This is a genomic window from Sphingomonas sp. (genome assembly GCF_019746015.1).
Lineage (GTDB): Bacteria > Pseudomonadota > Alphaproteobacteria > Sphingomonadales > Sphingomonadaceae > Sphingomonas.
This window is the reverse complement of the sequence record NZ_JAIESM010000029.1, coordinates 1-12,423: the sequence shown is the minus strand read 5'-3', so window position 1 is coordinate 12,423 and position 12,423 is coordinate 1. Positions and strand designations below refer to the sequence as shown.

Annotated in this window: 15 protein-coding genes; 6 read left to right on the top strand and 9 right to left on the bottom strand. The window is 69.0% G+C overall.

What is annotated here, in order from left to right; genetic code table 11:
• Positions 1-2: 2 nt before the first annotated feature.
• The 7 genes from K2Y03_RS04285 to K2Y03_RS04255 are packed head-to-tail and all read right to left on the bottom strand — an operon-like array spanning position 3 to position 5,150.
• Complete coding sequence (locus tag K2Y03_RS04285) at positions 3-803, bottom strand: RNA methyltransferase (RefSeq protein ID WP_294088533.1); 801 nt, start codon at positions 801-803, stop codon at positions 3-5.
• Positions 804-823: 20 nt separating this feature from the next.
• Complete coding sequence (locus tag K2Y03_RS04280) at positions 824-1,096, bottom strand: HPr family phosphocarrier protein (RefSeq protein WP_294088532.1); 273 nt, start codon at positions 1,094-1,096, stop codon at positions 824-826.
• Complete coding sequence (locus K2Y03_RS04275; protein WP_294088516.1) at positions 1,093-1,497, bottom strand: PTS sugar transporter subunit IIA; 405 nt, start codon at positions 1,495-1,497, stop codon at positions 1,093-1,095. The genes K2Y03_RS04280 and K2Y03_RS04275 overlap by 4 nt, the downstream gene beginning before the upstream one ends.
• A 26-nt stretch (positions 1,498-1,523) precedes the next feature.
• Positions 1,524-2,453: an RNase adapter RapZ gene (gene rapZ, locus K2Y03_RS04270; protein ID WP_294088514.1), complete on the bottom strand. Its 930-nt coding sequence runs from the start codon at positions 2,451-2,453 to the stop codon at positions 1,524-1,526.
• The gene (locus tag K2Y03_RS04265; protein WP_294088513.1) at positions 2,450-2,887 is read right to left on the bottom strand and encodes an HPr kinase/phosphorylase; all 438 of its coding nucleotides are present in this window, start codon (positions 2,885-2,887) and stop codon (positions 2,450-2,452) included. Before K2Y03_RS04265 ends, rapZ begins: the two co-directional genes overlap by 4 nt.
• Positions 2,888-2,911: 24 nt before the next feature.
• Complete coding sequence (locus tag K2Y03_RS04260) at positions 2,912-4,471, bottom strand: ATP-binding protein (protein ID WP_294088512.1); 1,560 nt, start codon at positions 4,469-4,471, stop codon at positions 2,912-2,914.
• Entirely contained in the window at positions 4,440-5,150 is a 711-nt protein-coding gene (locus K2Y03_RS04255) for a response regulator transcription factor (protein ID WP_294088535.1), read from the bottom strand. Before K2Y03_RS04255 ends, K2Y03_RS04260 begins: the two co-directional genes overlap by 32 nt.
• A gap of 183 nt (positions 5,151-5,333) precedes the next feature.
• On the opposite strand from K2Y03_RS04255, the gene K2Y03_RS04250 reads away from it, so the two are divergent.
• Genes K2Y03_RS04250 through K2Y03_RS04240 form a run of 3 tightly spaced genes read left to right on the top strand, consistent with a single transcriptional unit; the run spans position 5,334 to position 7,855 of the window.
• A complete protein-coding gene (locus tag K2Y03_RS04250) occupies positions 5,334-6,941 on the top strand; it encodes a phosphoenolpyruvate carboxykinase (RefSeq protein WP_294088511.1) in 1,608 nt (535 codons plus the stop codon).
• Positions 6,942-7,001: 60 nt separating this feature from the next.
• A complete protein-coding gene (locus K2Y03_RS04245; protein WP_294088510.1) occupies positions 7,002-7,445 on the top strand; it encodes a hypothetical protein in 444 nt (147 codons plus the stop codon).
• 35 nt (positions 7,446-7,480) lie between these two features.
• Positions 7,481-7,855, top strand: a complete 375-nt coding sequence (locus K2Y03_RS04240; protein WP_294088509.1) for a hypothetical protein — start codon at positions 7,481-7,483, stop codon at positions 7,853-7,855.
• Between the two features lie 48 nt (positions 7,856-7,903).
• Here the strand turns inward: K2Y03_RS04240 and K2Y03_RS04235 are convergent, their stop codons facing one another.
• On the bottom strand, positions 7,904-8,311 hold the full coding sequence (locus K2Y03_RS04235) for a DUF3597 domain-containing protein (RefSeq protein ID WP_294088508.1): 408 nt from the start codon (positions 8,309-8,311) through the stop codon (positions 7,904-7,906).
• A 144-nt stretch (positions 8,312-8,455) separates the two neighbouring features.
• On the opposite strand from K2Y03_RS04235, the gene guaB reads away from it, so the two are divergent.
• Genes guaB through K2Y03_RS04220 form a run of 3 tightly spaced genes read left to right on the top strand, consistent with a single transcriptional unit; the run spans position 8,456 to position 11,643 of the window.
• Positions 8,456-9,913 carry an IMP dehydrogenase gene (gene guaB, locus K2Y03_RS04230; protein ID WP_294088507.1) on the top strand — a complete coding sequence of 486 codons (1,458 nt, stop codon included), beginning with the start codon at positions 8,456-8,458 and terminating at the stop codon, positions 9,911-9,913.
• Positions 9,914-9,934: 21 nt separating this feature from the next.
• The gene (locus tag K2Y03_RS04225; protein ID WP_294088505.1) at positions 9,935-11,113 is read left to right on the top strand and encodes an RsmB/NOP family class I SAM-dependent RNA methyltransferase; all 1,179 of its coding nucleotides are present in this window, start codon (positions 9,935-9,937) and stop codon (positions 11,111-11,113) included.
• 29 nt (positions 11,114-11,142) lie between these two features.
• Positions 11,143-11,643: a tetratricopeptide repeat protein gene (locus tag K2Y03_RS04220; RefSeq protein WP_294088504.1), complete on the top strand. Its 501-nt coding sequence runs from the start codon at positions 11,143-11,145 to the stop codon at positions 11,641-11,643.
• Between the two features lie 8 nt (positions 11,644-11,651).
• Here K2Y03_RS04220 and rsmA read toward each other — a convergent pair whose 3' ends face one another.
• Complete coding sequence (rsmA, locus tag K2Y03_RS04215) at positions 11,652-12,422, bottom strand: 16S rRNA (adenine(1518)-N(6)/adenine(1519)-N(6))-dimethyltransferase RsmA (RefSeq protein ID WP_294088503.1); 771 nt, start codon at positions 12,420-12,422, stop codon at positions 11,652-11,654.
• Position 12,423: the final 1 nt, after the last annotated feature.

Sequence of the window (12,423 nt, the reverse complement as noted above, 5' to 3'; positions counted from 1 at the left end):
GATCAATCCCCCAGCTGGGCGAGCACGGTATAGGCCATCACCGCGGTGGCGACGGCGGCGTTCAGGCTGTCGGCCTTGCCGCGCATGGGGATTTTGACTCGCAGGTCGCACTGGGCGGCATAGTCGGCGGGCATGCCTTGCGCTTCGTTGCCGGTCAGCAGGAAGCACGGCGCCTGATAGCGCGCGGCGCGATAGTCAGTCGGCGTGTCGAGGCTGAGGCCGACCAGCTGCCCCGGCCCGGCGCGCAGCCAGCCGAGGAAATCGGCCCAGTCGGCCTGCACCACCGGCACCGTGAACAGCGCGCCCATGCTGGCGCGCACCGCCTCCACCGAAAACGGATCGACACAGTCGCCTATCAGAATCAGGCCGCCCGCGCCCACCGCATCGCCGGTGCGCAGGATGGTGCCCAGATTGCCGGGGTCGCGCAGCCGCTCCGCGACCAGCCAGATCGGCGCGGCGGCGCGGTTCAGGCTCGCCAGCGGGCGGGCAAATTCGGCGAACACGCCGACCACGGCCTGCGGATTATCCTTGCCCGACAGCTTGCTCAAAATGTCGGGAATCGTCTCGATCGCTTCGCCGCCAGCCTGCTCCACCTCGGCGATCAGTGTCCGCACCAGCGGGTGCGCCGCACTGTCGCGCGCGAAGAACAGATAGTGCGGCAGGCGCCCGGCCTCGCGCGCCTCGGTCAGGATGCGCAGCCCCTCGGCCAGGAACAGGCCTTCGGCGCGGCGGTGGCGCTTCTCGCGCAGCTGGCGCACGCGTTTGATCAGCGGGTTGGAATAGGCGGTTATCTCGCGGGGCATCTCAAGCTCGCCTTCCCGCGTTATTCCTCGTCAAACTTGGCCTCAACGAGCGCGGCGAGCTGTGCGACCGCGTCGGCGGCGCCGTCGCCGTCGGCGCGGATGGTGATGCTGTCGCCCATCGCCGCGCCCAGCATCATCAGCCCCATGATCGAACGGCCGGTCACGCTGTGCCCGTCCTTTTCCACCACCACTTCGCAGGGCAGGGTGGCGGCCAGCGTCACGAATTTGGCACTGGCGCGCGCGTGCAGGCCACGGCGATTGGTGATGGCAACCGTGCGCGCCGTTTCGCTCACGCCGCCGCTGCGCCCAGTTCTTCGGAGGCGACACGGATATATTTGCGGCCCGCGTCGCGCGCGGCGGCCACGGCGTCGACCACTTTCATCGCCTTGCGCGCGCTTTCCAGGCGGATGAGCATCGGCAGGTTGATGCCGGCAATCACTTCGACCCGGCCCGGCTCCATCAGCGAGATGGCAAGGTTGGACGGGGTGCCGCCGAACAGATCGGTCAGCACGATCACGCCCTGTCCCGCATCGACGTCGGCAATCGCGGTGGCGATGTCGCCCCGGCGCGTTTCCATCTCGTCGGGCGCGATCGAGATCGCCGCGACTCGCTCCTGCTTGCCGACGACATGTTCCATCGCCGTCACGAATTCATGGGCGAGCCGACCATGGGTCACCAATACCAGCCCAATCATTTGACTTTGTTCACTCTTTTCATCACTCATCCAGCGTCGGCCGGGCGGCGGCGGGTGCTGGGGCTACCCTCCAGCTGGTCCTGCGGCGCCGCGCCGAGATCGCGATGCGCGACCGTGGGCGAAAAACCGTTCGCGCGCAACAGGGCGGCGACGCGTTCGGCGACATGCACCGAGCGATGCCGCCCGCCGGTGCAGCCGAACGCGATCGTCACATAGCTTTTCCCCTCCGCCCGATAGCGCGGCAGCAGGGTGAGCAGCAGCGTGTCGATCGCTGCCATCGCATCGGCATAGGCAGTGTCGGCCGCGACATAGGCGCCAACGTCCGCGTCCAGCCCGGTGCGCGGGCGCAGCTTCTCGTCCCAGTGCGGGTTGCGCAGAAAGCGCATGTCGAGCACCAGATCGGCATCGCGCGGAATGCCGCGGGCAAAGCCGAACGACATCACGCTGAGGGTGAGGGGGCTATGCCCCTCGCGGCTGAAGGTCGAGCGGATCTGCGCGGCCAGTTCGTTGGCAGACAGGTTCGAGGTGTCGATCAGCCGGTTCGCCCAGCTGCGCACCGGGGCGAGCAGGGTCCGCTCGCGCAAAATGCCGTCGGCCGCCGGCCGGTCGAGCGCCAGCGGGTGGCGCCGCCGCGTTTCCGAATAGCGCCGCTCCAGCTCGGTGTTCGAGCAATCGAGGAACAGCGTGCCGATATTGTGCCCGTCATCCTCGCGCAGGCGGCCGATCCGCTGGACGAGGCGGGCGGGATCGAAATCGCGCGTCTGCGCGCCGATGCCGATGGCGAGCGGCCGGTCTGCATCTTCGTGCCGGCCATCGCCCGCCGGGGCGAGCAGCCGGTCGATCAGCCGCACCGGAAAATTGTCCAGCACTTCCCAGCCCAGGTCTTCCAGCGTGTTGAGCACGGTCGATTTGCCCGCGCCCGACATGCCGGTGACAAGCAGCACGTCCTTGCTCATGCCATGCCCTTCAGCCGCAGCGCATGCTCCACCTTGATCGGCGCGGAGGGCCAGTCGCCCTCCACCGCGTAGATCGGCACGTCGATGCCGGCCACCCGGCGATGGGGGGTGAGCGGCGGCGGCATCCGTTCGACATCGTCGGTCAGCTCAACCAGCAGCGCGACCGGCACCGCGTCGACATGCGCCATGTCGACAATGCCGAGCCCCCGGATTTCCATGCGGCCGGCAATCGTCGCCGGCGGGCTGGCCAGCAACCGGGCGCCTGCGCGCACCAGCAGTGTATAGTCGTCGCTCACCAGCTGCGCCCCGCGATCGATCAGCCGCAGCGCCAGGTCAGACTTGCCGGCGCCCGAACGGCCCATGATCAGCACTGCCCGCCCGCCAATGGCGACGCTGGTTGCGTGCAGCGTTTCGGAGGAAACCGCAGTCATCAACCCTCCATCGCGCCGCCCTCGCGATTACGCCGCCAGTGGTAGCGTAACGACGAACCGCGCCCCCGATATGCGATCATCGCGCGATTCGACAGTGATGGTGCCTTGATGCCCGTCCACGATCGCGCGCGCAATGGCCAGGCCCAGCCCCGAATGCTGGCCAAACGCCTCTCCCTCTGGGCGAATCGACTGGAAACGACGGAAAATTTTCTCGCGCGCTTCCTCGGGCACGCCAGGGCCTTCGTCATCCACCGTAATCAGCGCGTCCGGCCCGGTATCGCCCAGCGTCAGGCGCACCGTGCCGCCATCGGGGGAAAAGGAAATGGCGTTGTCGATCAGGTTTTCGAACACCCGTTCCAGCCGGATCGCCTCGCCCATCACCACCAGCGCGCCGTCGCGTGCCACCTCGAACTGGATGGCGACGCCGCGCTCGATGCCGCGCGCCGCGCGCTGGGCGATCAGCGCCTCGATCATCGCGGCCACGTCCACCGGCTCGAACTTGGCGCGGCTCAGCTGCGCGTCGAGGCGCGAGGCTTCGGAAATGTCGGTGATCAGCCGGTCGAGCCGGCGGATATCGTCGCGGATGATCTCCATCAGCCGGCCGCGCAGATCGGGGTCCTGCACCCGGTCCAGCCCTTCCGCTGCCGACCGCAGCGAGGCGAGCGGGTTCTTCATCTCGTGCGTCACATCGGCGGCAAAGGCCTCGGTAGCGTCGATCCGTGCGCGCAGGGCCTGGCTCATGTCCGACAGCGCGCGCGCCAGGCTGCCAATCTCGTCGCGGCGTTCGGGCAGGCGCGGCACCACCACTTCGCGCGCGCGGCCCAGCCGCACCCGCACCGCCGCGCGCGCGAGCCGCCTGAGCGGGCCGACAATGGTGCGCGCCAGAAACAGCGAGAGATAGATCGACACCAGGGTCGTCACCAGCAGCACGATCGACAGGCGGAACCGCTCCAGCCGCACCGTCTCGGTAATGTCGCGCGCGTTGACCGCCGTCATCACCGCCATGCCGCCGGCCAGCGGTGCGGCGGCGGTGATGATGGGCGTCCGGTCGGGCGCGCGCCATACCCGCGCCGATGCGACACCGCGCTCCAGCGCCTCGGCCACGTCCGGCGGGGCGATGCCGCGTGGTGGCTCGGCATAGAGCGGGGCGGCGGCGGCGCGCACCACCGCGTCGATCAGCGTGTCCAGCCAGCGGCCGATGGTCTGGCCCCAGCGTTCGCGCGCCGGATCGTCCAGCGTGAAATTGTCCAGCCCCATCGCGCTGGTGTCGGCAATTTCGCTGCCCCCTTCGAACAGGCGGATGCGGTTGCCCGTCTCGCGCGCCAGCGTCAGCATCAGCGATGCCCGCTCCCCGGCCGGCACGGCGGCCAGCGCGGCGGCGGCCAGCCGTGCCTCGCGCACTGCCTGCACGGTGCGGCTGTCGACGATGCGGCTGCGATAGCTGTCCAGATAGAAGAAGCCGCCCGCCAGCATCGCGAGCGCGAAGATGTTGACGGCGAGAATACGCCGGGTGAGCGTGACCCGGCCGGACCAGTTCAGCCCGGGCTCGCGCTCGCTATTCCTCCGAGAAGCGATAGCCCGCGCCATATAATGTCTCTATCGCATCGAATTCGGGGTCGACCTGGCGGAATTTGCGCCGCACGCGCTTGATGTGGCTGTCGATGGTGCGATCATCGACATAGATGTCGTCCTGATAGGCGGCATCCATCAGCTGGTTGCGGTTCTTCACGATGCCCGGCCGCTGGGCGAGCGTTTCCAGAATCAGGAATTCGGTGACGGTCAGCGTCACTGGCTGGCCGCCCCAGGTCACCTTGTGCCGGGCCGGGTCCATTGCCAGACGGCCGCGCACGATCTTGTCGGGCGCCGCCGGCTGGGCGTCGTCGGCGGTGCTGGGCTGGGTCAGTTCGGTGCGGCGCAAAATGGCCCGGATGCGCGCGATCAGCAGCCGCTGCGAAAACGGCTTGGCGATATAGTCGTCGGCGCCCATCGCCAGCCCCAGCGCCTCGTCCAGCTCGTCATCCTTGCTGGTCAGGAAGATCACCGGCAGCAGCGATTTTTCGCGCAGGCGGCGCAGCAGCTCCAGCCCGTCCATGCGCGGCATCTTGATGTCGAAAATGGCCAGGTCGGGCGGATTGTCGACCAGCGCCTTCAGCGCGCTTTCGCCATCGGAATAGACGCGCGTCAGAAACCCTTCGGCCTGAAGCGCGATCGACACCGAGGTCAGGATGTTGCGGTCGTCATCGACCAGGGCGATCGTCGCCGTCATCTCGGGCACGTCCTTGGCAGGCAAAAGTACAACCTGTCCACGACTAGGGCAAAGTTGGCCGCCGCTCAACGCCCGCGCCATTTGACCCCGGCGGCGCCGGGCGATATGCGCCGAGTCGACATACGTATGCATCGCGCGCGACGCGGTGCTATGCTGTGGGGCTATGGTTTTAGGAGAGTGGCGGTGAGCGAGCGTACCCCGATCAAGGGTCTGGAAGCACAGGGCATCGAGACCCGGGCAGCGATCCACTGGAATCTGGGCACCGCGCCGCTGGTGGAGCAGGCGCTGCGCCGGGGCGAGGGGCGCCTGTCCAAGGATGGCGCGCTGGTGGTGGAAACCGGCCGCCACACCGGCCGCTCCGCCAATGACAAGTTCATCGTGCGCGACGCGCAGACCGACCAGACGATCTGGTGGGGAAAATCCAACAAGGCGATGACGCCGGAGCATTTCGCCGCGCTGAAGGCGGACTTCATGGCCGCTGTGGGTGTAAACGAGACGCTCTACGTACAGGATCTGTACGGCGGCTCGCAGCCCGAACACCGCGTGCGGGTGCGGGTGATCAACCAGCTCGCCTGGCACAATCTGTTCATCCGCACCCTGCTGGTGCGGCCGCAGGAAGCGGAACTGGCCGGGTTTGAGCCTGACTTCACGATCATCGACCTGCCCGATTTCCGCGCCGACCCGGCCCGCCATGGCTGCCGCAGCGAAACGGTGATCGCGGTCAACTTCACCGACCGGCTGATCCTGATCGGCGGCACCAAATATGCCGGCGAGATGAAGAAGTCGGTGTTCGGCCTGCTCAACTATCTGCTGCCGACCAAGGGCATCATGCCGATGCACTGCTCGGCCAATATCGGGCCGGAAGGGGACACCGCCGTGTTCTTCGGCCTGTCGGGCACCGGCAAGACGACGCTCAGCGCCGATGCCAGCCGCACCCTGATCGGTGACGACGAGCATGGCTGGTCGGACACTGCCGTCTTCAATTTCGAGGGCGGCTGCTATGCCAAGATGATCCGCCTGTCGGCCGAGGCCGAGCCCGAAATCTATGCCACCACCAAGCGGTTCGGCACGGTGCTTGAAAATGTGGTGATGGACGAGGCGACCCGCACGCTCGACCTGGACGACAACAGCCTGGCCGAGAATACCCGCGGCGCCTATCCGATCGACTTCATCCCCAATGCCTCGGCCGAGAATATGGGGCCGGTGCCGCGCAACGTGGTGATGCTGACGGCGGATGCGTTCGGCGTGCTGCCGCCGATCGCCAAGCTGACGCCGGATCAGGCGATGTATCACTTCCTGTCGGGCTACACCGCCAAGGTCGCCGGCACCGAAATCGGCGTGACCGAGCCCGAGGCGACCTTCTCCACCTGCTTCGGCGCGCCGTTCATGCCGCGCCATCCCAGCGTCTATGGCAATCTGCTGAAGGAGCGGATCGCCAAGGGCGGGGTCGATTGCTGGCTGGTCAACACCGGCTGGACCGGCGGCAAATATGGCACCGGCCACCGCATGCCGATCAAGGCGACCCGCGCGCTGCTGAACGCCGCGCTCGACGGCAGCCTGAACGATGTCGAGTTCCGCACCGACCCCAATTTCGGGTTCAAGGTGCCGGTGGCGGTGCCGGGCGTCGATGCCGCGATCCTCGACCCGCGCGAGACCTGGGCCGATAAGGACGCGTATGACGCGATGGCGGCCAAGCTCGTCGACCTGTTCAACGAGAATTTCGCCCAGTTCGCCGACCATGTCGACGAAAGCGTCCGCCAATCGGCGCCGGGGGTAAGCCAACCCGCCTGACGCGGCCCGGTCAGTTCTTTCCGGGCCTTCCTTTCCCAGGATGCCCGGAAAACAACTGCCATGACCCACACACCCCGCCTGTTCACTGCCGATGCCGAGATCGTGCGCATCGGCACCGGCCTGCTCGACCACAGCCTGCCGCGCGCCGACTGGACGCACGAGGCGCATCTGGCTGCCTGCCACTATCTGCTGAGCGAGCGGCCCGACATCGATGTCGATGCGCGGATCCGCGCGATCATCAGCAGCTATAACGTCGCGGTCGGCGGGGTGAATGACGACCGGGGCGGCTATCACGACACGATCACCCGGGTGTATGTGCATGGCGTGCGGCTGCACCTGCGCCAGCGGCCGGCGGGGCTGGCCGACTCGGTCAACGCGCTGCTGCTGTCGCCGATCGGCAGCCGGGGCTGGCCGCTGAAATTTTACAGCGCTGACAGGCTTTTCTCGGTCGCTGCGCGCCATGAATTCGTAAGCCCCGACCTCGCGCCGCTGCCAGCGCTGTGATAGGGTTGCGCAGCAATCATGCGGGAGATGAGGCGATGGGTATGCTGGATGGTCTGTTGTCGCAGCTGGGCGGCAACATCGATATCGCGGGTCTTGCCGGCAAGGTCGGGCTGACGCCTGAACAGACCGAGCAGGCCATGGCCGCGCTGGGCCAGGCCCATGCCGAACCCGGTGACACGGTGGAGGCCGCCGCCGCCAATACCGGCCTGCCGACCGACGCGCTGCAGCAGCTGATCGGCCATATCGGTGGCGAGGGCGCGCTCGGTCAGCTGTCCGGCCTGCTCGGCGGTGCCTCGGCAGGGGCCGGCGGCATTCTGGGGCAGGTCGGCGGCATGCTCGACAAGGATGGCGACGGCAATCCGCTCAACGATCTGGCCGGGCTGGCCGGCGGGCTGTTCGGCAAGAAGTAAGCGGCGCGCGCGCCCGGACGTTTTGCGCCGGGCGCGCCGCCTTGCCGTTCAGTGCGTCAGTGCCGCCGGCACGGCGCCGCGATTGCCGGCAAGCTGTTCCATCACCTGCTTGTGCAGCCAGATGTTCATGGCGGCGCTGCCGTCGCGCTCGCCAGGATAGCCAAGCTCCTCGGCCAGCTCTTTGCGGTTAGCCAGCGTCGGGTCCAGCCCGACCAGTTTCATCAGATCGACAATCGAGTCGCGCCAGTTGAGCGCCTCACCATGTTCTGCGGCCATGGCGGCAAGCAGCGTTTCGATCTCTGCCGGGGTCATCGGTGCGGCGGCGGGCGGGGCTGCCGGGGCGATGGCAGCAGGTGTCGCGGGGGCGACAGCGGCAGGGGCCACCGCAGCCGGGGCGGGCGCCGCCTGCGCCTTCTTTCCCCAGATCGCGTCCTTGATCATGCCGAAGATGCTCATATCGGTTCTCCCATCGGGCGCACGCTGCGCCGCAAGACAGGGTAACGCACCAACATGACAATCGGGCGCGCCCCCTAGCGTCCTGGGGCGCGCTTGGTTACATGGGCCGCCACGATTCACCCTTCACCCAGGATCTGGCAGCCCATGGACATCCGCCTCGGCCTTACTTTCGACGACGTCCTGCTGACGCCGGCCGAGTCCGACATCGTGCCATCCATGGCCGATCCGCGCACCCGGCTGTCGCGCGAGATTACGCTCAACATCCCGTTCCTCTCCGCCGCAATGGACACGGTGACCGAGGCCGACATGGCGATCGTGATGGCGCAGATGGGCGGCATCGGCGTGCTGCACCGCAATCTGTCGATCGAGGAACAGGTCGCGGCCGTCCGCCAGGTGAAGCGCTTTGAAAGCGGCATGGTGGTGAACCCCATCACCATCCGCCCCGGTGCCACGCTGGCCGAGGCGCAGGAGCTGATGGCGCGCCACCGCATCAGCGGCATTCCGGTGACGGAGGAGAATGGCCGGCTGGTCGGCATTCTCACCAACCGCGACGTGCGCTTTGCCGAAAATCCGCGCCAGCCGGTGGCCGAGCTGATGACGCGCGACAATCTGGCCACCGTCCGCCCCGGCGTCAGCCAGGAGGAGGCGCGCCGGCTGCTCCACGCGCGGCGCATCGAAAAGCTGCTGGTGGTGGACGATGCCTATCGCTGCATCGGGCTGATCACCGTGAAGGACATCGAAAAGGCGGTCACCTATCCGGCGGCGACCAAGGATGGCGCCGGGCGGCTGCGCGTGGCGGCGGCCTCCACCGTTGGCGAGGCGGGCTTTGCGCGCAGCGACGCGCTGGTCGCGGCCGAGGTCGACCTGGTGGTGATCGACACCGCGCACGGCCATAATCGCGACGTGGCGCGCGCGGTGGAGCGGGTGAAGGCGCTGTCGAACGCGGTGCAGGTGGTCGCCGGCAATGTCGCCACGGCCGAGGCGACACGCGCGCTGATCGATGCAGGCGCAGACGCGGTGAAGGTGGGCATCGGCCCGGGCTCGATCTGCACCACCCGCGTGGTGGCGGGCGTGGGCGTGCCGCAGCTGACCGCGATCATGGACTGTGCCGCCGAAGCCGCCCGTTCGGGCATTCCGGTGATTGCCGATGGCGGCATCCGTACCTCCGGCGACGTGGCCAAGGCACTGGCGGCCGGCGCGTCGAGCGTGATGATCGGCTCGCTGCTGGCCGGGACCGAGGAAGCGCCGGGCGAAACCTTCCTCTATCAGGGTCGCGCCTACAAATCCTATCGCGGCATGGGCTCGGTGGGGGCGATGGCCAAGGGTTCGGCCGACCGTTATTTCCAGCAGGACATCAAGGACCAGCTGAAGCTGGTGCCGGAGGGGATTGAGGGGCAGGTGCCGTTCAAGGGGCCGGCCAAGGACGTGATCCACCAGCTGGCCGGCGGCGTGCGCGCGGCGATGGGCTATACCGGCGCGCGCACGATCGAGGAGCTTCAGCAGCGCGCCCGCTTCGTGCGGATTACCAATGCCGGGCTGAAGGAAAGCCACGTCCACGACGTGACGATCACGCGTGAGGCCCCCAATTACCCGACGCGCTGAACCGGGCGCGGGGCCACAGCGATGACGCCGGCGGCCCGCGCGGAGGCGGCAATCGAGCTGCTCGATGCGATCATCGATGCCGCGCGCGGGGGCGGGGCGGCGGCCGATACGCTGATCGCGCGCTATTTCGCGACGCGGCGCTATGCCGGATCGAAGGACCGGCGGGCCGTGCGCGAGCTGGTCTATGCCGCCATCCGCCGCGCGGGCGAGGTGCCGGCGTCGGGGCGCGCCGCGCTGCTCGGCCTGGTGGCGGACGATCCGGCGCTCGGCGCGCTGTTTGACGGATCGCCGCACGGGCCGGCGCCCATCGTCGCTGGCGAGCCGGTGGCAGCGGCGGGTGTCGCGCCGGCCTGGCTGGTGGAGGCGCTCGCCGCATCGGGGCTGGCGGGGGATGAGCTGGCGGCGCTCACCGGCCGCGCGCCGCTTGATCTGCGCCTCAACCCGGTGCGCAGTTCGCTGGCGGACGTGATGGCGGCGGTGCCGGGCGCCGCGCCGATTGCAGGGCTGCCCGACGCACTGCGCATTGCCGAAGGGGCAATGCTGGAACAGCACCCGCTGCATCTGTCGGGCGGGTTCGAGGTGCAGGACGCCGGCAGCCAGGCGGTTGCGCTGGCGGCAGGGCCGGTTGCCGGCCGCGCGGTGATCGATCTGTGCGCCGGGGCAGGCGGCAAGACGCTGGCGCTGGCAGCGGCGGGCGCGGCGCCGCTCATCGCCTGCGATGTCGACCGGGCCCGGCTGTCGCGGCTTGGCCCGCGTGCCGAGCGGGCCGGCGCCACGGTGGAAACGCGGCTGATGAACCCGGGGCAGGAGACGGTGGCGCTCGCCGATTGGCGGGGGCGCGCGGACGTGGTGCTGATCGATGCGCCCTGTTCGGGCACCGGCACCTGGCGGCGCAACCCCGAAAGCCGCTGGCGCCTGACCCCGGCGCGGCTCGACCGGCTGGCGGCCACGCAGGCGCATCTGCTGGCGGTCGCGCAGCCGCTGGTGCGGCCGGGCGGCGCGCTGGTCTATATCACCTGTTCGCTGCTGGACCGCGAAGGGGCGGATCAGGTGGCAGCGTTCCTCGCCGCCCATCCGGGCTGGGTGGCGGAGCCGCCGGCGCTGCCCGTTGGCCGTGCGCATGGCGCCGGCTGGCGACTGACCCCGGCGCGGGACTCGACGGACGGCTTTTTTGTCGCGAGACTGCGCGCGCCATGCTAGCCAACCCACTTTCGGTTCTGGAGACCATCATGCGGTATTCGTCGCTCGCCGCTGCCGGCGCGCTTGCTCTGCTCACTGTGTCGACCGCGCTGCATGGCCAGCGGCCCGACGATCAGATCGACCCGCGCTCGATGGCGCTGGTGGCGGAGGGGCAGGCGGCGCGCGCCGCCGGCAATCTGCAGGCGGCGACCGACACGCTGGAAACCGCGCTCGCGGTCGATCCGCGCAACCGCGCCGCGCTCAACCAGTTGGCCGGCATTGCCATGGCGCAGGGGCTGCCGGGCAAGGCGATCCGCTTCTATCGCGAGGCGTTGACACTCGATCCGGGCGATCTTGCCGCGCTTCAGGGGCAGGGCGAGGCGTTTGTCGCGCGCGGCGCGATCGACCGGGCGCGCGACAATCTGGCCAAGATCAAGAAGCGCTGCCCGTCCGCCTGCCCGCAAGGGGTGGCGCTGGCCGCCGCAATCGCGCGCGGCGCCGCCACCGCGCCGGTCGTCGCACAGGCCGGCAAGCCGCCCTCGCGCCAGTAACCGGGGTCTCAGTCCAGCGCGCGGGCCAGCGCCACGAACTGGTCGACGCTGATCGTCTCCGCCCGCGCGGTCGCATCGATGCCGAGCCCGGCCAGCGCGTCGAGCGCGCCGGGTACCGATTTCAAGCTCTGGCGCAGCATCTTGCGCCGCTGGCCGAAGGCGGCCGCCGTCAGCTTTTCCAGCGTCGCCAGCCGCACGCCATCGGGTGCCGCGCGCGGGCGAAGATGCACCACCGCCGACATCACCTTGGGCGGCGGGGTGAAGGCGGAGCGGTGGACCGGCATCGCCAGCTTCACCTCGGCCCGCCACTGGGCGAGCACGGCCAGCCGGCCATAATGATCGCTGCCCACCGGCGCCACGATCCGTTCGGCAACCTCGCGCTGGAACATCAAAGTCAGTGATTGCCACCAGGGCAGCCACGGCGCCGACAGCCAGCCGACCAGCAGTGCGGTGCCGACATTATAGGGCAGGTTGCTGACGATGTGCGGCTGGCCGGTGAACAGGGCGGCTGCATCGATTTCGGTCGCATCGCCCTCGATCACGCGCAACCGGCCCGGAAACGCCTCCCCCAGTTCGGCCAGCGCCGGCAGGCAGCGCCGGTCGCGCTCGATCGCGGTCACCTGCGCTCCCGCCAGCAGCAGCGCGCGGGTCAGCCCGCCGGGGCCGGGGCCAACCTCCAGCACTTCTGCGCCGTCGATCGCCTCGGGAATGGCGGCAATGCGCGCCAGCAGCTGGCCGTCGAACAGGAAATTCTGGCCCAGCGCCTTGCTCGCCACCAGG